General features: G+C 75.6%; 24 protein-coding genes. 12 read left to right on the plus strand and 12 right to left on the minus strand.

What is annotated here, in order from left to right:
• Positions 1–24: 24 nt before the first annotated feature.
• Both K5O09_RS02510 and K5O09_RS02515 read right to left on the minus strand, forming a co-directional pair.
• The gene (locus K5O09_RS02510; protein ID WP_222171300.1) at positions 25–960 is read right to left on the minus strand and encodes an aldo/keto reductase family oxidoreductase; all 936 of its coding nucleotides are present in this window, start codon (positions 958–960) and stop codon (positions 25–27) included.
• A gap of 31 nt (positions 961–991) precedes the next feature.
• Positions 992–1,849, minus strand: coding sequence for an aldo/keto reductase (locus K5O09_RS02515; RefSeq protein WP_222171301.1), 858 nt, complete (start codon positions 1,847–1,849; stop codon positions 992–994).
• A 101-nt stretch (positions 1,850–1,950) separates the two neighbouring features.
• Between K5O09_RS02515 and K5O09_RS02520 the strand changes: the two genes are divergently transcribed.
• A complete protein-coding gene (locus tag K5O09_RS02520; protein WP_255596012.1) occupies positions 1,951–2,925 on the plus strand; it encodes a LysR family transcriptional regulator in 975 nt (324 codons plus the stop codon).
• 5 nt (positions 2,926–2,930) lie between these two features.
• Positions 2,931–3,467 carry an alpha/beta hydrolase gene (locus tag K5O09_RS02525; RefSeq protein ID WP_222171302.1) on the plus strand — a complete coding sequence of 179 codons (537 nt, stop codon included), beginning with the start codon at positions 2,931–2,933 and terminating at the stop codon, positions 3,465–3,467.
• A gap of 175 nt (positions 3,468–3,642) precedes the next feature.
• Here the strand turns inward: K5O09_RS02525 and K5O09_RS02530 are convergent, their stop codons facing one another.
• Positions 3,643–4,314: a response regulator transcription factor gene (locus K5O09_RS02530; protein WP_222171303.1), complete on the minus strand. Its 672-nt coding sequence runs from the start codon at positions 4,312–4,314 to the stop codon at positions 3,643–3,645.
• 75 nt (positions 4,315–4,389) lie between these two features.
• Here K5O09_RS02530 and K5O09_RS02535 point away from each other — a divergent pair, with 75 nt between their 5' ends.
• The 5 genes from K5O09_RS02535 to K5O09_RS02555 all read left to right on the plus strand — a co-directional run bounded on the left by K5O09_RS02535 (position 4,390) and on the right by K5O09_RS02555 (position 8,512).
• On the plus strand, positions 4,390–5,538 hold the full coding sequence (locus K5O09_RS02535; protein WP_222171304.1) for a sensor histidine kinase: 1,149 nt from the start codon (positions 4,390–4,392) through the stop codon (positions 5,536–5,538).
• A gap of 254 nt (positions 5,539–5,792) precedes the next feature.
• Positions 5,793–6,245: a hypothetical protein gene (locus K5O09_RS02540; RefSeq protein ID WP_222171305.1), complete on the plus strand. Its 453-nt coding sequence runs from the start codon at positions 5,793–5,795 to the stop codon at positions 6,243–6,245.
• Positions 6,246–6,324: 79 nt separating this feature from the next.
• On the plus strand, positions 6,325–6,885 hold the full coding sequence (locus K5O09_RS02545) for a signal peptidase I (protein WP_222171306.1): 561 nt from the start codon (positions 6,325–6,327) through the stop codon (positions 6,883–6,885).
• A complete protein-coding gene (locus tag K5O09_RS02550; protein ID WP_222171307.1) occupies positions 6,882–7,979 on the plus strand; it encodes a hypothetical protein in 1,098 nt (365 codons plus the stop codon). Before K5O09_RS02545 ends, K5O09_RS02550 begins: the two co-directional genes overlap by 4 nt.
• Positions 7,980–8,098: 119 nt before the next feature.
• Positions 8,099–8,512 (plus strand): hypothetical protein, encoded by a 414-nt coding sequence (locus K5O09_RS02555; RefSeq protein WP_222171308.1) that lies wholly within the window; start codon positions 8,099–8,101, stop codon positions 8,510–8,512.
• Between the two features lie 16 nt (positions 8,513–8,528).
• Here the strand turns inward: K5O09_RS02555 and K5O09_RS02560 are convergent, their stop codons facing one another.
• Together K5O09_RS02560 and K5O09_RS02565 are read right to left on the minus strand one after the other, a co-directional pair.
• On the minus strand, positions 8,529–9,395 hold the full coding sequence (locus tag K5O09_RS02560) for an SGNH/GDSL hydrolase family protein (protein WP_222171309.1): 867 nt from the start codon (positions 9,393–9,395) through the stop codon (positions 8,529–8,531).
• A gap of 73 nt (positions 9,396–9,468) precedes the next feature.
• Positions 9,469–10,149, minus strand: a complete 681-nt coding sequence (locus tag K5O09_RS02565) for a uracil-DNA glycosylase (protein WP_222171310.1) — start codon at positions 10,147–10,149, stop codon at positions 9,469–9,471.
• Positions 10,150–10,240: 91 nt separating this feature from the next.
• On the opposite strand from K5O09_RS02565, the gene K5O09_RS02570 reads away from it, so the two are divergent.
• The 3 genes from K5O09_RS02570 to K5O09_RS02580 all read left to right on the plus strand — a co-directional run bounded on the left by K5O09_RS02570 (position 10,241) and on the right by K5O09_RS02580 (position 11,605).
• Positions 10,241–10,606 carry a DUF3263 domain-containing protein gene (locus tag K5O09_RS02570; protein ID WP_255596014.1) on the plus strand — a complete coding sequence of 122 codons (366 nt, stop codon included), beginning with the start codon at positions 10,241–10,243 and terminating at the stop codon, positions 10,604–10,606.
• A 53-nt stretch (positions 10,607–10,659) separates the two neighbouring features.
• Positions 10,660–11,274 (plus strand): LytR C-terminal domain-containing protein, encoded by a 615-nt coding sequence (locus tag K5O09_RS02575; RefSeq protein WP_222171311.1) that lies wholly within the window; start codon positions 10,660–10,662, stop codon positions 11,272–11,274.
• A gap of 127 nt (positions 11,275–11,401) precedes the next feature.
• Positions 11,402–11,605, plus strand: a complete 204-nt coding sequence (locus tag K5O09_RS02580) for a cold-shock protein (protein ID WP_222171312.1) — start codon at positions 11,402–11,404, stop codon at positions 11,603–11,605.
• Between the two features lie 25 nt (positions 11,606–11,630).
• Here the strand turns inward: K5O09_RS02580 and K5O09_RS02585 are convergent, their stop codons facing one another.
• Complete coding sequence (locus K5O09_RS02585) at positions 11,631–12,923, minus strand: glycoside hydrolase family 15 (protein WP_222171313.1); 1,293 nt, start codon at positions 12,921–12,923, stop codon at positions 11,631–11,633.
• A 272-nt stretch (positions 12,924–13,195) separates the two neighbouring features.
• Between K5O09_RS02585 and groL the strand changes: the two genes are divergently transcribed.
• Positions 13,196–14,821, plus strand: a complete 1,626-nt coding sequence (gene groL, locus K5O09_RS02590; protein ID WP_222171314.1) for a chaperonin GroEL — start codon at positions 13,196–13,198, stop codon at positions 14,819–14,821.
• A gap of 292 nt (positions 14,822–15,113) precedes the next feature.
• Here groL and K5O09_RS02595 read toward each other — a convergent pair whose 3' ends face one another.
• The 4 genes from K5O09_RS02595 to K5O09_RS02610 form a co-directional block, all read right to left on the minus strand.
• A complete protein-coding gene (locus K5O09_RS02595) occupies positions 15,114–15,386 on the minus strand; it encodes a DUF4031 domain-containing protein (RefSeq protein WP_222171315.1) in 273 nt (90 codons plus the stop codon).
• Positions 15,383–16,144 (minus strand): hypothetical protein, encoded by a 762-nt coding sequence (locus K5O09_RS02600; RefSeq protein WP_370635512.1) that lies wholly within the window; start codon positions 16,142–16,144, stop codon positions 15,383–15,385. Before K5O09_RS02600 ends, K5O09_RS02595 begins: the two co-directional genes overlap by 4 nt.
• Before the next feature lie 113 nt (positions 16,145–16,257).
• A complete protein-coding gene (locus K5O09_RS02605) occupies positions 16,258–17,895 on the minus strand; it encodes a cell wall metabolism sensor histidine kinase WalK (protein WP_255596015.1) in 1,638 nt (545 codons plus the stop codon).
• Positions 17,892–18,626 (minus strand): response regulator transcription factor, encoded by a 735-nt coding sequence (locus K5O09_RS02610; protein ID WP_222171317.1) that lies wholly within the window; start codon positions 18,624–18,626, stop codon positions 17,892–17,894. The genes K5O09_RS02605 and K5O09_RS02610 overlap by 4 nt, the downstream gene beginning before the upstream one ends.
• 79 nt (positions 18,627–18,705) lie before the next feature.
• Here K5O09_RS02610 and K5O09_RS02615 point away from each other — a divergent pair, with 79 nt between their 5' ends.
• On the plus strand, positions 18,706–19,437 hold the full coding sequence (locus tag K5O09_RS02615) for a type 1 glutamine amidotransferase (RefSeq protein ID WP_255596016.1): 732 nt from the start codon (positions 18,706–18,708) through the stop codon (positions 19,435–19,437).
• Between the two features lie 72 nt (positions 19,438–19,509).
• Here the strand turns inward: K5O09_RS02615 and K5O09_RS02620 are convergent, their stop codons facing one another.
• Entirely contained in the window at positions 19,510–20,274 is a 765-nt protein-coding gene (locus tag K5O09_RS02620; RefSeq protein ID WP_222171319.1) for a PspA/IM30 family protein, read from the minus strand.
• A gap of 41 nt (positions 20,275–20,315) precedes the next feature.
• Positions 20,316–22,394 carry a TPM domain-containing protein gene (locus K5O09_RS02625; protein WP_222171320.1) on the minus strand — a complete coding sequence of 693 codons (2,079 nt, stop codon included), beginning with the start codon at positions 22,392–22,394 and terminating at the stop codon, positions 20,316–20,318.
• Positions 22,395–22,684 lie beyond the last annotated feature (290 nt).

A 22,684-nucleotide genomic window follows, 5' to 3' on the forward strand; every position in this document is an offset into this window, starting at 1 on the left:
GGGGTCGGCCGGGCGGGGCCGCCGTCAGGGGACGATGTGCCCCGCCGCGCGGGTCAGGGCGTACCACTCCGCGCGGGTCAGCGGCAGGTCGGAGCCCTGGGCGGCGCCGGCGACGCGCTCCGGCGTCGTGGTGCCGAGCACGACCTGCATGCGCGCCGGGTGCCGGGTGATCCACGCCGTGGCGATCGCGATCGGCGGCACGTCGTAGGCGGCGGCCAGGTCACCGATCACCTGGTTCAGCTCGGCGTACTCCGGGTTGTCCAGGAACGTGCCGGTGAAGAACCCGGCCTGGAACGGCGACCACGCCTGCACGGTGATGTCGTTCAGCCGGCAGTAGTCGAGGATGCCGCCGGCGTCCCGGGTGACGGATTGGTCGGCGCCGACCATGTTGGCCGCGAGGCCCTGCGTGACGATCGCCGCGTGGGTGATCGAGAGCTGGAGCTGGTTCGCGACGATCGGCTGCCGGACGGAGCGGCGCAGCAGGTCGATCTGGCGGGGCGTGTGGTTGGAGACGCCGAACGCCCGCACCTTGCCGGCGGCCTCGAGCTCGTCGAAAGCGCGGGCGACCTCGTCGGGCTCGACGAGCGCGTCGGGGCGGTGCAGCAGCAGCACGTCGATGTGGTCGGTGCGCAGGGCGCGCAGCGAGCCCTCGACGGACTCGAGGATGTGCTCGTACGAGAAGTCGAAGTACGGGCCCTCGCGGACGATGCCGCACTTGGTCTGGATCGTGTACTCGTCGCGCTCGGACGGCGTGAGGGCGAGCGCCTCGGCGAACCGCGCCTCGCACTCGTGCAGCTCGCGGCCGTAGACGTCGGCGTGGTCGAGGAACGTGGTGCCGGCGTCGCGGCCGGTGCGCACGAGCTCGCGGATCTCGTCGTCGGACTTCTCGGCGATGCGCATGAGGCCGAGCACGACGTTGGGCGCCTCGATGTCGGTGCCGGGCAGGGTGAAGGTCTTCACGGTGGGGCCTCTCGGTGGTGCGGGCGGGCGGTCAGGCGGAGAGCCGGGCGACCTCGTCGGCGTCGAGCACCAGCTCGGCCGCGCGCACGGAGTCGGTGATGCTCTCGGGCCGGGAGGCCCCGGGGATCGGGATGACGACGGGCGCGAGCGCGAGCTCCCACGCGAGGGCGACCTGCTGCGGGCTGACGCCGTGGGCGTCGGCGACCTCGCGGAACGCCGCGTGGCGCTCGCCGAGCTCCCCGGACCGGGTGATGCCGCCGAGCGGGGACCACGGCAGGAACGCGAGGCCGAGGTCGGCGCAGTGCCGCAGCTCGTCCAGGCTGGACCGGAACGCCGGCGAGAACTGGTTCTGCACGGACACGAGCCGGCCGCCGAGCACCTGCTGCGCCTCGTCGATCTGCGCGACGGTGGCGTTGGAGATGCCCGCCTGCTGGATGACGCCCTCGTCGAGCAGCTCGGCGAGCGCGCCCACGGAGTCGGCGTAGGGGACGGCCGGGTCGGGCCGGTGGAACTGGAACAGCCCGATGGCCTCGACGCCTAGGCGCCGCGCGGACGCCTTCGCCCCGGCCTTGACGTGCTCGGGGCGGCCGTCCTGCGTCCAGGTGCCGTCGCCGGGGCGCAGGTGCCCGGCCTTGGTGGCGACCAGCACGTCCTGCGTGCTGCCGCCGTAGGTGCGCAGCGCCTCGGCGATGAGCTCCTCGTTGTGGCCCACCTCCCCGGCGTGCAGGTGGTAGGAGTCGGCCGTGTCGATCAGGGTCACGCCGGCGTCGAGCGCCGCGTGGATCGTGGCCAGGGACCGGGCGCGGTCGGGTCGTCCTTCGATCGACATCGGCATGCCGCCGAGTCCGATCGCGCTCACGGTGCGGTTGCCGAGGGTGCGCTGCTGCACGTGTCCACCTCACGTCGTCGGGGTCGGTCCCTCGACCGTAGGTACGCTGGCTCCACAAGTCCAACGACTAGGACTCATGAGATTCAGAAGCGAGGCCGATGATGGACCTGCGGCAGATGGAGTACGTCGTCGCGCTGGCCGAGGAGGAGCAGTTCACGCGCGCCGCCGCGCTGTGCGGCGTCTCGCAGTCCGGGCTGTCCGCGGCGATCCGGGCGCTCGAGGACGAGCTCGGCACCCGGCTGTTCGCGCGCACGACGCGCCGGGTCGCCCCGACGGAGGCGGGCCTCGCGCTGCTGCCGTACGCCCGCGCGGTGCTCGACCAGGCGGCGGCCGGCCGGGACGCGGTGGTCCGCGCCACCCACGAGCTGAGCGGCACCCTGCGGCTCGGCGCCGAGCAGTGCCTCGGGGTGGTCGACGTGCCTCCTCTGCTCGAGCGGTTCCGGCGCCGCTACCCTCAGGTGGACATCGCGTTCACGCAGGCCGGCTCGCACGAGCTCGTCGCCGCGGTGCGCTCGGGTGACCTCGACGTGGCGTTCGTCGCCACGCAGGAGCACCTCACGGGGGTGCGGCCCGTGGAGCTCGGGCGCCGGGAGGTCGTGCTGCTGTGCCCCCCCGGGCACCCGCTGAGCGCGGCCTCGAAGGTGGACTGGGAGGCGCTGTCCGGCCACGACTTCATCGACTTCCAGCCGAGCTGGGGGGTGCGGTCGCTCAACGACGCGGTGTGCGCGGCCCGGGGCGTCGCCCGGCACGTGCGCTGCACCGTCAACGACATCCACACCCTGCTGGACCTGGTCGACCGGGGGCTCGGGATCGCGCTGGTGCCGCAGCACGTCGCGGCCAAGCCGCAGGCCGCCGGGCTGGTGCCGGTGCGGCTGCCGCAGCAGGCCTGGTGGGTCGTGTCGGCCGTCGTGGGGCCGGCACCGGGCCTCGCGCCGCGGCTGCTCGAGCTGCTCGACGCGGACGAGGACGTGGCCGCCGCCGTCGCGCAGCGCGGGACCGCCCGCGGCCCCGGGGAGCGGGCCACGACCGCCACGGCTGCCGCCGTCGCCGTCGCCGCCGCGCCGGGGCAGGGCTGACCGCCGTGGCCCGGCGCGCGATCATCGTCCACGGCACCGGCGGCCACCCGGACAACGTCTGGTACCCGTGGCTGGCGGACCGGCTCGCGGCGCGTGGCTACGCCGTCGAGCGCCCGCACCTGCCGGCCCTCAACGTCGAGCCCGTCGCGGAGACCCTGCCGCGGTTCCTGGCCGCGCACCCCCTCGACGCGGACACCGTGCTGGTCGGCCACTCCGGCGGTGCGGCGCTGCTGCTGGCCGTGCTGGAGCACGCCCCGGTGCGGGTGGCGCAGGCGGTGCTCGTGGCCGGCTACGCCACGCCGCCGAACGACGCCGACGAGCCCGTGCTGCAGGACGCCTACGACTGGGACCGGATCCGCGCCCGCGCGGGCGACCTGGTGTTCGTGAACTCCGTGCGGGACCCGTACGGCTGCGACGCGACGCAGGGGCGGGCGCTGCTGGACCGCCTCGGCGGCACGCTGGTGGTCCGGGACGACGGCCACTTCGGGGACGGGGACCAGCCGTACGACGAGTTCCCGCTGCTGGAGCGGCTCGTGCTGTGAGGGCGGGTGCGGAGGCCCGCGTCGAGCCCGGGCACGAAGAAGCCCTCGGCCGCGCAGGGGGCAGGCGACCGAGGGCTTGCCTACTGTAACCCACGCCGCGGGGTCGTGGGCAAGTCTCACCCGAACGGACGCCAGACATCTCGGCCGCGCAGCGCGCCCGCGGTCGTGCGCGGCGTCAGGACGCCCGGCCGGTCTCCTCCAGCAGCCGGAGCGCCGCCGTGACGCGGGGGTTGCGGCCGGGGTCCACGTCGATCCCGAGCGTCGCGTAGATGCCGTTGATGTGGTTCTGGACGGACTTCTCGGTGATGCGCAGCGCCTCGCCGATCCCGGCGTTGGACAGCCCCTGCGCGAGCAGCCGGAGCACGGCGTACTGCCGGTCGGTCAGCCGGGAGACGGTCGACCCGGTGCGCGGCGCCATCCGGTCGAGCAGCGCCGGGTCCAGCGTCGTGCGGCCGGCCGCGGTGGCGCGGATGGCCGCGACCAGGGTCTGCGCGCTCGTGGACGACGTCTTGGACAGGTAGGACCAGCCGCTGGCGACGTCCGGGGGCAGGTCGAGCAGCAGGTCCATGGCGTCGTGCGCGGACAGCAGCAGGATGCCGAGGTCCGGCTGGTGGCGCCGCAGCGTGACGCCGAGCGCGATCCCGTTGCCGTCGGGCAGGTCGATGTCGAGCACGGCGACGTCGGCGGCACCGGGGCGCAGGGCCGCGGCGCCCTCGCTGACCGTGCCGACGGACGCGACCACGCGCACGTCGTCGGCGGCTCCCAGCGTGAGCTCCAGCATCGACCGGAACAGCGGCTGGTCCTCCACGACGACCACGCGGACCGGGGCGGATGTGGGATCGGACATCTCGGACAGTATGGTCAATGCGACCCGCGGACGTCGGGTCGGCGCGCGAACGGTCCCACGGATGGGGGAGTGCACATGCCCGCAGCGACGGCGGACGACCCGGCAGCGGTGCGGGCCGACCGGCGGACGCTGCTGCTGGCTGCCGGCACCGTCATGGCGGTGTTCGCCGTCGGGGCCGCGGCGCAGACCGCGTGGGTCTACGGCAACCAGGACGGGTCGGTGCCGGTGCTGCTGCGCATCGCGGCGAACCTCACCGCGGTGGTCGGCATGCTCGTCCTGCTCGTGGCGGTGGGTGTGGCGCGCCCACGCCGCCCCACGGCCCTGGTGGTGCTCGGGGTCCTCGCGGCCGGCATCGCGGCGGCGGTCACCCGGTTCGGGGTGCAGGTGGCGCTGGACATCTACCCCCATCCGGCGCGCTCGGTCGTGCTCGCCGAGGTGGTCAGCGGTGCGGTGGTGGCGTGGATCGCGGGGTTCATGGGCCTGGCGGCGATGCTGTCGCAGCGCCGCCTGCGGACCCAGGTCGCGGCCGCGGCGGAGAGCCGGTTGCAGATCGAGCTCGCCCTGCAGGCGCTGCAGTACGAGGAGGTGCGCGTCCGCAGGGAGGTGGCGGAGGGCCTGCACGGCAGCATGCAGCAGCGTCTCGTGCTCGTGGTCGCGCGCCTCGACCGGCTGCGCGACCAGCTGTCCGGGCGCACGGAGCCGGAGGACCTCGAGCTGCTGGGGGAGGTGCGCGAGCAGCTCGAGCTGGTCCGGGAGACGGACGTGCGCTCGACCTCGCGCATGCTCTACCCCGACCAGCTCGAGGTCGGCATGGTCCCCGCGATCCGCGCCCTGCTGGGCCGCATCCCCGCGACGGTCAACACCCGGCTCGGTGTCGCGGACGAGGTGCGCGCGCTCGACGACCCCGCGGACCCGCGTCTGACCCGGTCCGAGCGGCTGCTCGCGGTGCGCGTGGTCGAGGAGGGTGTCACGAACTCGCTGCGGCACGGGCACGCCGCGGTGGTCGACGTGCGGGTCGCCGTCGTCGGGGACGCCCTCGAGGTGCGGGTGGCGGACGACGGCGTCGGCTTCGTGCCGGGCACCGTGCCGGCGTCGGGGACGGCGCGTCTCGGCGACCGCCTGCGCCTGGCCGGAGGCGACCTCCGGGTGACATCCGTCCCGGGGAACGGCACCCAGGTGGTCGCCCGCCTTCCGGTGGAATCTCTGCGCACCGCGGCGCGCTGACCAGCGACGCGACGGAAGTTCACCCACCCGATATGTCCGATTTGAGGGGGTATCTGGTGCAAATTCGCACTTGACGTACCACGGCGGGGGTGGTGCCACCCAAACGGGTGCGCGGCGCTCCCGGGCGCAGGCCCTACCGTTCGGCAGCCGGCGCGCGTGGGCCAGGGGGACTTCGCTGCGCCGGAAGGCGCGTCCCGTCCACCGGCTCCACGGTCGCGCCTCGCCCTGGCGAGCCGTCGTCCGCGAGGAGTCCCATGTCCCGCCGCACCGCCGGTCCCACCCCCGTCCGCCGCACCGGCCGCCGCAAGGTCGTCGCCGTCACCGTCGTCGCCCTCGGCGTCGCCGGCCTGGGCCTGGCGTCCGCCGCCCAGCTCACCCTCACCGCCGGCTCCCTCGGCGCCGGCACCACCGTCGTGGCCTCCTGCGACACCGACGGCGTCGAGATCGGCTTCACGAACGCGTTCTCCGTGGCCGCCAAGGGCTACACCGTCAACGGCCTCACGCTGACGGGCGTGGCCGACACCTGCGCGGGCCAGACCGTCACCGTCGAGCTGCTCGACGCCGACCCGGCCGCCACGACCGCCGGCACCTCCCTCGGCCAGGCCCAGGGCACGGTGCCCCCGGGCGGCGGCACCGTCACGCTGACGGTCACCGGCTCTCCGAAGGCCGCCGACGTCCAGGGCGTCGCCGCCGTCATCGCGGGCTGACGCCGGACGGGTCGTGCGCGTCGGGGACGCCGGCCGGGCCGGTGCGGGCAGCAGGTCTGCCCCGCGCCGGCCCTCCGGCGTGCCCGGACGCGTCCGCTCCGCCGTCGGCTGGGCGCTGACCGCCGGCGTCGTGGGGCTGCTGATCTGGTTCGGCTGGCCGAGCACGCTCGGCGGCTGCACCACCCTCACGATCGTGTCCGGCCGCTCGATGGAGCCCACGTACCGCACCGGTGACCTCGTCGTCTCCCGGTGCGGCGTCCCGGAGGCGGGCGACGTCGTCGTCTACACCCCGCCGGGCGTGGACGGGCGGATCATCCACCGGGTCGTCGGCGGGGACGCGGACGACGGCTGGTCGATCCAGGGCGACAACAACGACTTCCTCGACCCGTGGCGGCCGCACCAGGAGGACGTGCTGGGCACCGCCCGGGTCCACCTCCCCGGAGTCGGTCGCGTCGCGTCCCTGCTGCTCGACCCGTGGGCGTGGGCGTCGCTGCTCGTGATCGCGGCCGGCGTGCTGCTGTGGCCGGGACGCCCGGAGGAGCAGGCGGCCCCGGGCCCCGGTGCGGCGTCGGGCACCGGGCCGGACACGGTGCCGGACGCGGTGCCCGACACGGTGCCGGTGCCGGAGCGCGTCCCGTGACCCCCCGCCGCGCCGGCGCCCTCGTCGCCGCGGTCGCGGGCGTGCTGGTCCTGCTGCTCCTCACCCCGGCCAGCGCCGCCCGCCTGCAGCTGTCCGCGGGAGGCCTGACCGCCGTCGACGCGGCACCCTGCACCACCGCGGCGCTCGCGGGCGGCACCGGCGGCGCGTCCGGCACGCTCACGACCGTGGTGCTGTCCGGCGTCCCCGCCGCCTGCCGGGGCCAACGCGCCTCCCTGCGGCTGCACGCGGCGGACGGGACGCCGCTCGCGGCCTCCGACACCTCCGTGACCCTCGCGGCCGCTGACAGCACCACCGTGACGGTCCCCGCGTACGCCGCCGAGCGGGTCGCCGGTGTCGCGCTCACGGTCGGCACGTGGGGTGTGCCCGTCACCTGGACGACGCCCCAGGCGGGCCCCTCCGGCCCCGTCACGCCCGGCCCCGGGACGGTGCTCGGACCGCTGCGCTGGACGGTGCTCCCGCAGTCCGGCACGCAGGCGTGCGTCGTCGTGCCGGTCTCCGGGGACGCGGGAACCACCTGGCGGATCGACCTGCACCTGGACCAGCGGCCGTTCAACGGCGTCGCCGACGGGTCCGGCTTCGCGGTGCACACGCCCTACTGGGCGAAGGTGCTCGACCCGCGCCCCGTCGACGGCGTCGTGCAGGTGGGCGGTGTGGCCTCGGGCGGCGCGCCCGGCGCAGCCGTGCTGCAGGCCGGGCAGGCGTTCGAGGTGGAGATCTGCCACTACCGCCTGCCCGCACCGGCGTACGACCCCGCGCTCACGTACAGCCAGACCTCCACCGCGGTGACCGGCAGCGCCTACGACGCCTGCTTCAGCACGACCGTCCGCGTGACGGGGACGCCGCAGTTCTTCGCGGGCTGGCGCGCGGACGTGGACCTCGCACCGCTGCAGGCGTTCTTCGCGGCGTCCGGGCGGTCGCTCGACACCTCGAGGATCCGCACGAGCACGGGCGAGCTGTCGGTGTCACCGCTCAGCGGGACCGTCTACCGCGTCACCGCCCGGCAGGGCTGGAGCGCCCTCGGCATCCGGGACGACGTGCCCCAGACCTTCGGGATCTGCGCCGGCAGCCGCTGACGTCGGGCGTCCCCCGAAGGGGTGGACCGTGCCCGGGGGTGCTCACCGCCGCTCGCGGGCGGACGATGATCCTGTCAGGTCGACGGATCGACCGGGCAGGGTCCACGGAGGGGGCGCCCATGGCGCACGAGCACGCCCGCGCACGTCGCGCGGCAGGGGTCACCCTGGCGTGGCTCGGGTGCGCCGGGCTGGCGGTCTCGATGGCGCGCGCGATGACCTGGGACGGCGGCGAGGCGGCTCCCCCCGGTGCCTGCGTGGTGAGCCGGATCAGCGTGGGCTACGACGTGGGCTACGACGCGGCGATCGGCGGCTACGCGGTGACGCGGGCGTCGCTGTCGGGCGTCCCGGACGGCTGCGAGGGCCGCGAGGTCGCGCTGACGCTCCGGGGGAGCGGGGACCAGGCGCTCGCCGAGGCGCGCGCCCCGGTGACGCTCCCGAGCACCGTCGTCGCCCTCGACGGGGCGCCGGTGCCCGCCGAGGAGGTGTCGGGCGTCTCGCTCGCCCTCGTGACGGACGCCCCGGCGGCCGGCTGAGCCCGGCCGGGCCCGGTCAGAGCTCCGTCAGCGCAGGCAGCTTCGCGGTGCGGGCGTCGCCCGACGACCGGCCGCGGAGCCGGCGAGTCGCCCAGGGGTAGGCGTACATCCGCACCCACCGGGCGTCGAGCCGGGCCTGCTGCGCGCGCGGCAGACGCGGCAGCGGGGCCAGGGGCTCGTCCCACTCCGGGTCGTCCGGCGCGAGGCCCAGCGCGGCGAGCGCACCCTGGGCCACCCGGGCGTGCGACTCGGTGGTGAGGTGGATGCGGTCGGGCGCCCACATCCGCAGGTCGCGCAGGTGCCGCATGCCCCACAGGTCCAGCACGTGGGCGCCGTGCCGTCGGGCGATGGACCACAGGTGGGAGTTGAACACGCCCACGCGGGGTCTCGTCGTGGAGACCAGCGGCGACCCCGACGAGTCGAAGCCGGTGGCGAGCAGCACGTCCGCCCCGGTGCTCCGGACGAGGACGACGGCCCGCTCCAGGTCCCGCGCCAGGCGGTCCGGGTCGGCGCCCGGGCGCAGGATGTCGTTCCCGCCGCCGACCAGGCTGACCAGGTCCGGGCCGAGCTCGAGGGCCCGCGGGAGCTGCTCGGCGACGATCGGGCGCAGCAGCCGGCCCCGCACCGCGAGGTTGGCGTACCGCAGCGCGGGGAGCCCGGCCGCGCGGCGCCGGTCGGACATCAGGCCGGCCAGCACGTCGGCCCAGCCGCGCGCGGGACCGTCCTCGCCCTCCGGCGTGTCCCACAGGCCCTCGGTGAACGAGTCCCCGACCGCCACGTACCGCTCCCAGCGCGGCGGTGCGGCGTCGTGGACCGGGCCGGCGCCCGTCGCGGGCTGCGGGCCGGTGGTGCGTGCGGGTTCCCTGCTGTCGTGCGTCCTCACCCCCGCAGTCTGCCCCCGGCGCCGCGGGCGTGTCAGAGGTTCCGACGACGACCGTGGCAGCGGTCCGTCCGCCTCAGGGCAGCGACCAGTCGACGGGGTCCGCTCCCTGTTCGGCGAGCAGGGCGTTCACGCGCGAGAAGGGCCGGGAGCCGAAGAACCCGCGGCTCGCGGACAGCGGGCTCGGGTGCGCGCTGGCCACGACGGGCACGTCCCCGAGCGCGGGCCGCAGCGACTGGGCGTCGCGGCCCCACAGCACCGCGACCAGCGGGCCGCCCCGCTCGACCAGCGCCGCGATCGCGCGGTCGGTCACGGCCTCCCAGCCCTTGCCGCGGTGCGAGGCGGGCTCGCCGGGCCGGACGGTCAGCACGCGGTTGAGCATCATGACGCCCCGGTCCGCCCAGGGGGACAGGTCCCCGGTGCTGGGCGCGGCGACGCCGAGGTCGGCCTGGAGCTCGGTGACGATGTTCGCGAGCGACCGTGGCAGCGGCCGGACGTGCGGCTGCACGGAGAACGACAGGCCCATCGGGTGACCCGGCGTGGGGTACGGGTCCTGGCCGACCACCAGCACCCGCACCTCCGCGAGCGGCCGGGTGAACGCGCGCAGCACGTCCGGGCCCGCGGGCAGGTAGCCCCGGCCGGCGGCGACCTCGGCCCGCAGGAACTCCCCGACGGCGTGCACGCGGTCCTCGACGGGGGCGAGCGCGGCGGCCCAGTCGGCGGCGACGAGCTCGGTCAGCGGTGCGGCGGGGCTCACGGTCGTCCACGCTAGCGGACCACCGCCCGGCGTCCCGCGACGAATGACAGCCGTGTCATTCCGGCCGTACGATGGGCGGCGGACCGCAGGCGTGGCAGCACGCAGCAGCGAGCACGGGAGGGCACGGATGGACGCGACGGCGGGGCTCGACCTCGGCACGGCGACCCGGCCCGCGCTCGTCGCCGTCGACGGCGGCGCGGACGACGGCGAGCTCACCGAGCGCGACCAGCAGGTGCTGGCGTTCGAGCGGCAGTGGTGGAAGTACGCCGGCGCCAAGGAGCAGGCCATCCGCGAGCTGTTCGACATGTCGGCCACCCGCTACTACCAGGTGCTCAACGCGCTGATCGACTCGCCCGCCGCGCTCGCGCACGACCCGATGCTCGTCAAGCGGCTGCGCCGCATGCGCTCGACCCGCCAGCGGGCGCGGTCCGCCCGCCGCCTGGGCGCCGACGCCTGACCCGCGCGGCGTGCTGGACCGTCCGGCCAGGCTGAGCCGTTAGCCTGTCCGCCGTGACCAAGGCCAGCTCCCGCTTCCCGGAGGACGAGTTCGACGCCGGCCCGGCGATGGACGCGCCGATCGGTGTGCACCGTGCACCCCGGAGCTGGTGGAGCCGGTGGTGGCCGTTCGTCGCCGTGATCGTGGTCGTGCCGGCCCTGACCGTGTCCGCCGTGCTCTGGGCCGCGTCCTGGGACGGCACGCTGCCGGTCATCGGCCGGGGCGACGACACGAACGCCTCGGCGCCCCCGCCGTCCAGCCCCTCCGCCAGCCCGGACGACACGGGTGCGGCCCCGACGGAGGAGACCTCCGAGGAGCCCCCTGCGGACGAGGTGCCGCCCCCGGCCCCCGACCTGTCCGTGCCGGTCCGCGTGCTCAACGCGGCGAACATCAGCGGCCTCGCGGGCGGTGCCGCGGAGCAGCTCGAGGGCGCCGGGTTCACGGACGTCACCGCCGGGAACGGCAACGCCGGCGGCAGCACCGCCTCCACGGTTTTCTACGCGAACGCCGACCTCGCGGTCACGGCGCAGCAGGTCGCGGCCACGCTCGGGCTGACGAACGTGGTCGAGTCGGCCGAGGTCGCGGACCAGGGTGTCGTGGTGCTCCTGCTGGCCGACTTCGCAGGCTGAGGGTCCGCCCGCCTCTTCCGCCCGTGAGGGGGCGCGGCTACGCTCGGCGCGTCGCGGTGCCTGCCCGCCGGCCCGCCGGGGGACGGGGGCCGTCGTCGACCGGTCACGTCGTCATCAGGAGCACCGCATGCCGCAGGGAACCGTCAAGTGGTTCAACGCCGAGAAGGGCTACGGGTTCATCACCCCGGCCGACGGCGGTCAGGACCTGTTCGTCCACTTCAGCGCCATCCAGACGAACGGCTACCGGACCCTGGAAGAGGGTCAGTCGGTGGACTTCGAGGTCGGCCAGGGCACCAAGGGCCCGCAGGCCGAGCAGGTGCGCCCGCTCTGAGAGCCCCGGCCGTCGGCGCGCCGGGTCAGCCGTCCAGCGCGTCGACGGCCAGCACCACGCACGCGGCGGTCCACGCCAGCGGCGCCACCGCCGCGGGCGAGCCGTCCGCGAGCACCTTCTCAGGCAGCGCGCCGAGCGGCGTCCGGTGGGCGTCGAGCCAGTCGAGCCGGGCCCGCGCGTCGTCCGGCCGGCCGTTCTCCGCGGCCACCAGGGCGTACAGCGCGGTCTGAGGCGTCCAGGAGATGCCGTCGCTCTTCCAGGCCGCACCGGGGGCCAGCCCGCCGGCCGGGCGCTCCATCGCCGCCGCCGAGGCCTGCCACGCGTCGAGCGCCCCGGCCAGCGGGCGCGGCTGGAGCGGCGGCAGGACGAACGCGCTCGCCGCGTCCGCGACGCTGCCGTCGGCGTACCGGCCGTACGCGGTGTCGTCGCCGAACGCCCGCTCGACGGCGTCCCGGGTGCGCCCGGCGGCCTCCCGCGCGGCGGCCGCCGCCTCCTCCTCGTCGAGCAGCTCCAGGAGCGCCGGCGCGGACTCCAGGCCGGCGAGCAGCGGCGCGACCGTCCCGAGGGTCAGCTCGTCCTCCGCCACCTCCCAGTAGTCGGGGGACGCGGGCGGCAGGCCGTCGCGGGCGGTCAGCGCGACCGCGCCGGCGGCCGACCGCGTCACGAGACCGCGGAGCCGCTCGGCGACCGGCTGCTGCCGGTCCGCGGGCTGCGCGGCGACCACCTCGCCGGCAGCCCACAGCGCCCAGCCCGTGCCGTCGGTCTGCGGCGCGCGGTCGTCCGGCGGCCCCGAGCCGTCGGGCAGGTAGCGCGCCTCGAACGACCCGTCGGGCGCCTGCACCCGCTCGAGGAACCCGAGCACGTCCAGGGCGTCGTCGCCGTGACCGGTCCGCGCGAGCGCGACCGCGACGAACGCCGCGTCGCGCGGCCACACGTAGCGCCACCGGTCGGTCCACGCGGCGACCGCCGCACCGTCGTCGAGCAGCAGGGTGCGCAGGTCCAGCAGCGCGTCGGCGACCATGTCCGCGTACGGCCCGTCCGCACCGCCGGGCAGGGATCCGGAGGCGAGCCACGCCCGCTGCTCCGCCGCGAGCACGTCGTCCGCCCGGCTCCCGGGGTCGTCGAGCACGCGTGTCCCCGCGTGCAGGGCCACCTCCGAGCCGACCGGGACGTCGACCACGGCCCCGTCGACGTCCAGGGCGACGCCGGCGGCGTACAGCGGCAGGGAGGCGTCGCGCGGGCCCGCCGAGCCCCACGCCACCAGCCCCGCGCCCAGCGCGGCCAGCAGCACGACGGCGGTGGCGCGGCGGGCGGGCATGCGCGGCAGGCTACCGGCCCCGGAGGGGCGCGTCGTGCGGCTCGTGCGGGCGCCCGCCCACGTCCGCCGAGGGCGGAGCGCCTTGCACTCACCAGGGTCGAGTGCTAACCATTGGTGTTAGCACTCTCGGGTCGAGAGTGACAGGATGACAACCCAGGCCGACCCGGTGAGGTCGCACCGCCCGACGGGACATGACCGGCGGGCCGGCGCGACCGTCCGTCGCGGGCACCGACCGGCCGAACCACGAGCCAGAGTGAAGGATCGATAGCCCCATGGCCAAGATCATTGCCTTCAACGAGGAGGCCCGTCGCGGCATCGAGCGGGGTCTGAACACCCTCGCCGACACCGTCAAGGTCACCCTCGGCCCCAAGGGCCGCAACGTCGTGCTGGACAAGAAGTGGGGCGCCCCCACGATCACCAACGACGGCGTCTCCATCGCCAAGGAGATCGAGCTCGAGGACCCCTTCGAGAAGATCGGCGCGGAGCTCGTCAAGGAGGTCGCGAAGAAGACCGACGACGTCGCGGGTGACGGCACCACCACTGCCACCGTGCTCGCCCAGGCGCTCGTGCGCGAGGGCCTGCGCAACGTCGCGGCCGGCGCGAACCCCATCGCCCTCAAGCGCGGCATCGAGCAGGCCGTCGAGGCCGTCACCGCCGCCCTGCTGGAGCAGGCGAAGGAGATCGAGACCAAGGACCAGATCGCCGCCACGGCGTCGATCTCGGCCGGCGACACCGCCATCGGCGAGCTCATCGCCGAGGCGCTCGACAAGGTCGGCAAGGAGGGCGTCATCACGGTCGAGGAGTCCAACGCCCTCGGCCTCGAGCTCGAGCTCACGGAGGGCATGCGCTTCGACAAGGGCTTCCTGTCGGCGTACTTCGTGACCGACCCGGAGCGCCAGGAGGCCGTCCTCGAGGACGCCTACGTGCTGCTCGTCGAGTCGAAGATCTCGAACGTCAAGGACCTGCTGCCGCTGCTGGAGAAGGTCATCCAGTCCGGCAAGCCGCTGTTCATCGTCGCCGAGGACGTCGAGGGCGAGGCCCTGGCCACGCTCGTCGTCAACAAGATCCGCGGCACGTTCAAGTCCGTCGCCGTCAAGGCCCCGGGCTTCGGCGACCGCCGCAAGGCGATGCTGCAGGACATGGCCATCCTCACGGGCGGCCAGGTCGTGTCCGAGACCGTCGGCCTCAAGCTCGACACCGTGGGCCTCGAGGTCCTCGGCCAGGCGCGCAAGATCGTCGTCACCAAGGACGAGACCACCATCGTCGAGGGTTCCGGCGACGCCGCGCAGATCGCCGGTCGCGTGAACCAGATCCGCGCGGAGATCGACAACTCCGACTCGGACTACGACCGCGAGAAGCTCCAGGAGCGCCTCGCCAAGCTGGCCGGCGGCGTGGCCGTCATCAAGGCCGGCGCGGCGACCGAGGTCGAGCTCAAGGAGCGCAAGCACCGCATCGAGGACGCCGTGCGCAACGCGAAGGCGGCCGTCGAGGAGGGCATCGTCGCCGGTGGTGGCGTCGCCCTCATCCAGGCGGGTGCCGTGGCCTTCGACAAGCTCGAGCTCACGGGTGACGAGGCGACCGGCGCGAACATCGTCAAGGTCGCGATCGACGCCCCGCTCAAGCAGATCGCGATCAACGCGGGCCTCGAGGGCGGCGTCGTGGCGGAGAAGGTGCGCAACCTCCCCGCCGGGCAGGGCCTGAACGCCGCGACCGGCGTGTACGAGGACCTGCTGGCCGCGGGTGTCAACGACCCGGTCAAGGTCACCCGCTCCGCGCTGCAGAACGCGTCGTCCATCGCGGCGCTGTTCCTCACCACGGAGGCGGTCGTCGCCGACAAGCCGGAGAAGGCCGCCCCGGCCGCCCCGGACGCCGGCGGCATGGGCGGCATGGACTTCTGAGCCACGCCGCGCGCGGGCGCTGAGCGCTCGCACCGCACACACGACGGGCCGGTCACCCCTCCGGGGGTGGCCGGCCCGTCGTGTGTCCACCGGCCCCGCCCGGCCCCGCCCGGCCCCGCCCGGCCCCGCCCGGCCCCGCCCGGCCCCGCCCAGCCCCGCCCAGGCCCGTCCGGCGAGTTCGGCAGTCCCAGTCGAGTTCGGCAGCTGGAGGTGCCGAACTCGCACGCGGAGTGCCGAACTCGCGGGGTGGGGTGGGGCGGGTGCGGGCGGGGGCGGGTGCGGGGTGGGTCGGTCAGGTCGGGCGGCGGTCGCGGGCGGGGACGCGCAGGCCCGACGCGCGCAGGCGGCGGATCAGCTCGCCGGCGGAGACCGGCTCGGCGCCCAGCGCCACGAGGGCGGGGTGCCGGTCGTCGGGCACGTCGTAGTGGTCGAGGTCGAACGCGCGCCGGGGCAGGCCGGCGCGGGCGGCGAACGCGTGCAGCTCGTCCAGGGACGTGTCGCTCACGAGGTGCGACCAGGTGCGGCCGTGCCGCGGCCAGAGCGGCGGGTCGACGAGGACCGTCACGCCCTCGGCCGCACCGGGTGCCGGTCGGCAGGCGTCGAGTCGGCCGGCGCGGCCGGGTCCGGACCGGCGGTGCCGGCCGCCGTCCCGTCGGAGCCGTCCTCGAGCTCGGTGAGCACCTTGTCGAGCTTGTGCAGCTCCGCGCCCAGGTTCTGCCGGGCGGGCTCCTCCCACGCGGCGCCCAGGGGGCTGACGAACAGGCTGGGCCGGGCGAGCAGCTTGCGGACGATGCGCTGCCGGGCGCGGATGTAGTCCGCCATGGGGATGTCGGCGTACTCCTCGCGCACGTCGTGCAGGTACGCCTTGTAGCGCTGCGGCTCCGCGGCCAGCATCGCGAGGTCGGCGTCGCAGAGCACGGCGCAGTCGAAGTCCGCGGGGTCGGCGCTGTGCCGCACCAGGGCGGTCACCAGCTGGTGGACGCGCTCGACCCGCTCGGCGGGGACGCCGAGCCCGGTGAGCTGCTCGCGGGCGAGGACACCCGAGGCGACCTCGTCCTCCCCGCCGCGGTTGGCGTACGCCGCGACGTGCGCCGCGTCGAAGACCGCGCCGTGGTACCAGGCCGCCAACCGGACCAGGTCGGGCTCGTGGGTCTCCTCGGCGAGCTCGTCGACGCGGGCGAGCACGTCGGTCAGGTGCCGCAGGTTGTGGTACGTCCGCCCGGGGCCGGTCCAGCGTCCGACGAGGTCCGCCCCGACCTCACGGACCTGCTCCGGCGGTGCGGTCGCCCCCGCACCCTGCGCGCTGCGGACGAACGCGGACAACAGCCACTGTGGCGCGTCGTAGACGCCCATGGACAAGCCTCACTGCACCAGACGACCCTGCTCGGACGCGCCATCGTAGCCCCAAGCCCGGACGGTCGCGCACGGGCGCCCGCTCAGCCGCCCGGGTGATCCTCCGCCACGTGCGAGCGGCCGGGCTCGCCCACCGGGAGGGCCACCCGGACGGTCGCCCCGCCCCCCGGCGTGGCGGTGATCGCCACCTCACCGTCGTGCGCCGCGACGATCGCCGCGACGATCGCCATGCCGAGCCCCGCGCCGCCACCGGTGCCGTTGCCCTCGCGGGTGCGCGAGGCGTCGACCCGGTAGAACCGCTCGAACACCCGGTGGGAGTGCTCCGGGGCGATGCCGGGGCCGTGGTCGCGCACCTCCACGACGACCCGGTCCCCGAGGCGCCCGACCGACAGCTCCGCCGGTGAGCCTGCCGGGGTGTGGCGCGCGACGTTGCCGACGAGGTTGGCGAGCACCTGCCGCAGCCGGGGCTCGTCGCCGACCACGACCGAGGACCCGCCGGTGGCGCCGTCGAGCGACCCGACGCGCACCTCCCGGGCGGGGTCGAGCGCGCGCAGGTCGTGGGCGGCGTCGGTCGCGAGGACGGCGAGGTCGACCGGGTCGGTGCGTCCGGGGCGGTTCGCGTCCAGCCGTGCCAGGGCGAGCAGGTCCTCGACCAGCCCGCCCATGCGGGTGGCCGACTGCTCGATGCGCCGCATGGTGTCGTCGACCTGGTCCTTCTCGGTGAGCGCGCCCATCCGGTACAGCTCGCCGTACCCGCGGATCGCCGCGAGCGGGGTCCGCAGCTCGTGCGAGGCGTCCGCCACGAACCGGCGCATCCGCTCCTCCGAGCGGGTCCGGTCGTCGAACGCCGCCTCGATCTGGCTGAGCATCGTGTTGAGCGCGGCGCCCAGCCGGCCGACCTCGGTGGACTCCGGAGCGGGCGGCACGCGCTCGGACAGGTCCCCGGCGGCGATGCGCGCGGCGGTGGCCTCGATCTCCCGCAACCCGCGCAGCGACCGCCGCACCGCCCAGCCGCCGACGACGACGCCGATGACGAGGATCGACAGGGCGCTCGACCACAGCAGCAGGGCGGCGCGGCGGACGATGTCCTGCACCTCGCCGAGCGGCTGCGCGAGCATCACGTACCCGACGACCGTCGTCCCCTCCGCGCCGGAGGCGGTGATCGGCGACAGCGCGACCCGCCACGACGATCCGCGCGGGTCGCTGCCGACCGTGAAGAACGTGGTCGCGCTGGGCAGTCGGGTGGTGTCCACGGACGGCAGCCGGGGCGTGCCGAAGTCCTCGCGGGTGTCCTCCGTCGGTGTGAGGTCGCCGGCCTCCCCGAAGATCTCGGCGCGCAGCGCGTAGTCGATCGCGCCCCAACCGGTCTCGTCGTCCAGCACCGAGAGCGTGCCGTACTGCTGGTAGATCTGCGCGATCTGGCGGCCGTACAGGCGGTTGTTGGCGTCGAGCTTGGTGTCGACCTGCTTGACCAGGTAGTCCGACAGGAGCGTGGTCGTCACCGCGCCGGCGATCCCGAGCCCGGTCGCGAGCAGCACGGTCGTGATCCCGACGAGGCGCGCGAGCAGGGGGGTGCGTGCCCAGGCGGCGCGCAGCGGCGCCACCAGCCGGTCGGTCGCGGCCGGCGCGGGTGCGGCGGGCCCCGGCTCGCCGGGTCGAGGCCCACCGGGCCGGACCGGATGGTCCCGTTCGGCGCGGTCCTGCTCGGGCGCGGCCGTCACGACCCGCTCGGCTTGCGCAGCATGTACCCCACGCCGCGCTTCGTCTGGATCAGGGGGGCGACCTTGGTGCCGTCGGGGAGCGTCACCTGGTCGACCTTGCGGCGCAGGTACGAGATGTACGACTCCACGATGTTCGCGTCGCCGCCCCAGTCGTACTGCCAGACGTGGTCGAGGATCTGCGCCTTCGACAGCACGCGCCCCGGGTTGAGCAGCAGGTAGCGCAGCAGCTTGAACTCGGTGGGGGACAGGTCGACGACCTGGCCGGCGCGGCGGACCTCGTGGCTGTCCTCGTCGAGCTCCAGGTCCTCGTAGCTCAGCACGCTCGCGGCGACCACCTCGCCGACGGCGGTGCGGCGCAGCACGGCGCGGATGCGGGCCACGACCTCCTCGAGGCTGAACGGCTTGGTCACGTAGTCGTCGCCGCCGACGGTGAGCCCGGTGATCTTGTCGGCGGTGTCGTCGCGCGCGGTGAGGAACACGACGGGGACGTGCTGGCCCTTCTCCCGCAGGCGCCGGGTCACGGTGAAGCCGTCCATGTCCGGCAGCATCACGTCGAGCACCAGCAGGTCGGGCTGCACCTGCTTGGCGAGGCGCAGCGCGGTGCCGCCGTCGGCGGCGGCGTGCACCTCGAACCCCGCGAAGCGCAGGGAGGTGGCGAGCAGTTCGCGGATGTTGGGCTCGTCGTCCACGACGAGGAGCCGTGCCTCGGGGGTGTGCGGTGCGGCGGTCACCGCCCCAGTGTGCGCCCGGTCCCTGGACGCTTCCTGGGAGCGCGCTGGTCGTGACCGCGGCGCGGTACCGTGCTGCCTCGTGAGTGCCGACTCCCCCACGACCCCCGTCCTCACCGTCGTCCAGCTCGACGAGACCGCGCCGCTCGACCGGTTCGCCGACGCGCTGCCCGGGGTGCAGGTGCACCTCGTGCGCGCGTACGCGGGCGAGGGCCCGTCCGGCGTGCGCGACGGCCTGCTGGTGCTCGGCGGGGAGGCGAACGCGTACGACGACGACCCGGCGGTGGCGGCCACCCGCGCGCTGCTGGCCGACGCGGTGGCCACGGGCGTGCCCGTGCTCGGCATCTGCCTCGGCGCGCAGCTGCTCGCGGTGGCCACGGGCGGCCGCGTGCACGTCGACGCCCCCCCGGGGCGCGAAGCCGGCGTGGTGGACGTGCGCTGGCGCCCGGAGGCGGCGGCGGACCCCCTGCTGGGGGCACTGGCCACCGAGGCCCGGCGGAGCACGCCGATGCCGACCATGCACGGCGACGCCATCGTCGACCTGCCCCGCGGTGCGACGTGGCTCGCGGCGTCCCGCACCTACCCGTACCAGGCGTTCCGTGTCGGCGAGCGGGCGTGGGGGCTCCAGTTCCACCCGGAGGCCTCGCCCGCCACGATGCACCGCTGGGCGGAGCTGGCGGGTGACGCGGACGTCGCGGCGATCGACGCCGCCGTGTCGGCCGCCGACGACCGCGTGCTCGTGGACGGCCCGCGCATCGCGGAGGCGTTCGCGGGGCTCGTCGTGGCCAGGGCGTCGCAGCCCGCCGCCGCCTGACGCCGCACGCACCACGGCCCGGCCGCCCCTCGCGGGGCGACCGGGCCGTCAGCGTCCGGGGTCGGACCCGGGTCAGGCCTCGATCTGCGGCGTGACCGGCGTCGTCCCGAGCTGCTGCGGCTGCCCGCCGGACTTCAGGGCGGCGAGGCGGGCCTCGATCTCGATCTCCTCGCCCGAGGCCTCGAGCTCGGCGAACTGCGCGTCGAGCGACGACGCCGCGATCTCCGCCTGGCCCATCGCGAGGGCCTCCTCGCGGCGCACCTTCTCCTCGAAGCGGGCGAGCTCGCTCGTCGGGTCGAGCACGTTGATCGACGAGATCGCCGTCTGCACGGTCTGCTGCGCCTGGGCCGACTTCTGCCGGGCGACCAGGGTGTCCCGGCGCTGCTTGAGCTGGCCCAACTTGTCCTTCATCTGCGCCAGGCCGGACTTGAGCTTCTCGACCGTCTCGCGCTGCGACGCGATGAGCGGCTCGGAGTCACGGACCTCGCCCTCGGCGGTGATCTGCTTGCCCAGTGCGACCTTGGCCAGGTTGTCGAACTTGTCGGCGTTCGCCGCGTCGCCCGCCTGGCGGTACTGGTCGGCGCGCGACGACGCGGCCAGGGCCTTCGCGCCCCACTCTCGGGCGGCGGCGACGTCCTCGTTGTAGTCCTGCTCCGCCAGGCGCAGGTTGCCGATCGTCTGCGCGATCGCCTTCTCGGCCTCCGCGATCGAGTTCGTGTAGTCCCGGACCAGCTGGTCCAGCATCTTCTGCGGGTCCTCGGCCTGGTCGATCAGGGCGTTGATGTTCGCCCGCGCGAGCTGGGTGATCCGCCCGAAGATGCTCTGCTTCTCGGTCATCGCCTGGTGCCTCTCTCGATTCTTGCGCCTGCCGAACATGATCAGAACCCGCCGCCCCGGCCACCACCGCCGAAGCCGCCGCCGCCGAACCCGCCCCCGTGGCCGCCGCCGCCGAACCCGCCTCCGCCGCCGTGCGCGCCGCCGCCGCCCCAGCCGCCGCCCCCGCCGCGCAGGATCGAGTCGATGATGATGCCGCCGAGCACCATCCCGCCGATGTCGCCGAGCCCGCCGCCGCCCCCGCCGCGCGGGCCGCCCCGGCGCTGGTCGTCGTACCAGTCGACGTCGCGCTGGGCGAGCGACTGCGCCTCGCGGACGAGCCGCTCGGCCTGCTGCGCGGCGACCAGGCCCTGCTCCGGGTCCGCCTCCCGCTGGTCGACCGCGGCGCGGAACAACCGGTGGGCCTCCGCGAGGCGGGTGCGGGCCTCCGGGCCGACGGCGCCGCGGCGGGTCTCCACGTAGTCGGTGGTGCCGCGCAGGGCGGAGTCGACGCGGCCGAGCGTCTGCTCGAGGATCTGCCGGGCGCGCGCCGCGCGGTCCTGCGCCTCGCGCATCGGCGCGAGCGCCCGGTCGATCGCCGCCTCGGCGTCCGTGATGGTCGCGAGCGCCGCCAGCGGGTCGCCCTGCCCGTCCCGGGCGGTGCGCGCGGTGGCGATCGCAGCCCGGGCGGCGTCCGCGCGGGCGGACACCTCGGGGTGCCGGGGCGCGAGCCGCGCGGCGTCGTCGAGGTCCGAGCCGATGGAGGCGATCGCGGCGTCCAGCCGGGCCCCGATGGTGGCCAGGTCGGTGCCCGCGCGGTCGACGGCGTCGAGCAGCGTGGTGACCTGGCCGAGCGCCTCCTCCGCCGCCCGGGCGTACCGCACCGCGATGCCGCGGTCGCCCGCGGCGACGGCCTGACGGCCCTGCGCGACCGCGGAGCCCACCTCGTCGAGCAGCCGCAGCGCCTGGTCGGGGTTGCCGGTCACGGAGGCGAGCGAGGCGGCGGGGTAGGTCGCGGCGAGCGTGCCGAGCGTGCCGCGCGCGGCCTCGACGCGGGCGCGCAGGGCGGCGGCGACGCGCTCGTGCGCGTCCAGCGCCTCGCCCGCGCGCGACTCCACGTCCCGCAGGCGGTCGAACGCCTCCTTCTGCGCGTCGAGCGCGTCCGAGACCTGGTCGACGATCGCCAGGATGCGCCCGGCCGTCTGCCGCACCTGCGGCTCGGTGTCGGGGACGTCGTCGTCGAGCGTCTGGCGGAGCCGGAACGCCTCGGTGACCTGGGTCTTCGCCTGGGCCAGGACCTGCTCGAACTCGCGGGTCGCGTCCGGGCCGAACTGCGCCTGGGCGAAGCCGAGCTCCTGCTCGGAGGACCGCAGGGCGTCGTCCGCGCCCACGAGCGCCGACGACGAGCGGCGGTCGAGCTCCGCGGTCGGCAGCTCGGCGTACGGGTCGGCGGGGCGGCCCGGCACCTGGGCACCCCCGGCGCCGGCGGGCGTCGTGACGCGGGAGCGGCGGCGGGCGCTCGCCCAGCCGACCGCGGTGAGCACCGCGATCACCACGAGCCCGCCCACGAACAGCCAGCCCAGCGCCGATCCGCCGCCGCCCCCGGTCGCGGCCTCGCGGATGCCGTCGGCGGCGGTCACGGCCGCGCCCGACCAGTCGTCCTGGCGCAGCCGGTCCTCGACGTCCGTGGCCACGCGGTCGAGCGCGCTGCCCGACAGCCCGTCCACCGACTCCGGCGCCAGCACGTACGAGCGCTGGTCGACGGCGACGGCCAGCACCATGTCCTGCGAGCCCAGGCCGGTCTGCTGCGCCGTCTGCTGGACCCAGTCCTCCCGGTCGAGGTTGCCGAAGTCGTCGACGTACACGACGTACAGCTGGTACGGGGTGGCCTCCGCGAGCTCGTCCAGCGCGGCCTGCACCGTGGCCTCGTCGCCGCCGAGGACGCCGGCCTCGTCGGTGATCTCCCCGGCGAGCGGCAGCGGGTCGGTCGCCGGCAGCACCGGCCCCGCGGGCGTGGACGCGGCGGCCACCGCCGGGGTCAGCGGGGCGGTCGCCGCCGGCGCGGCCCCCACCAGCAGCGGTGCCGCGAGCAGCACGGGGACGAGCGGGAGGGCGGCGGACCAGCCACGGGACGACGACGGCACCCGACGATCCTTTCTCAGGGCGTGCACCCGTCGCAACGGAGGAACACGCGCCGGGGTTCCCGCGCCCGCGCCCGCGCCCGTCCCCGCGACAGCTCCCGCGCTCCCGGTCCGCTCCCGATCCGTCCGGGTACCCGCGCGCCGAGAGTCCAGGACACGCCCGGGGGCGCGGCCGATGTGCCGGCGTGTCCTGGACTCTCGGTGAGCGCACGGAGGCTGGGTGCGCGGGGTGCGCGGGGTGCGCGGGGTGCGCGGGGTGCGCAGGGTGCGCGGGGTGCGCGAGGGGTGCGCGG

This window comes from Cellulomonas sp. C5510, assembly GCF_019797765.1.
Classification (GTDB): Bacteria; Actinomycetota; Actinomycetes; order Actinomycetales; family Cellulomonadaceae; genus Cellulomonas.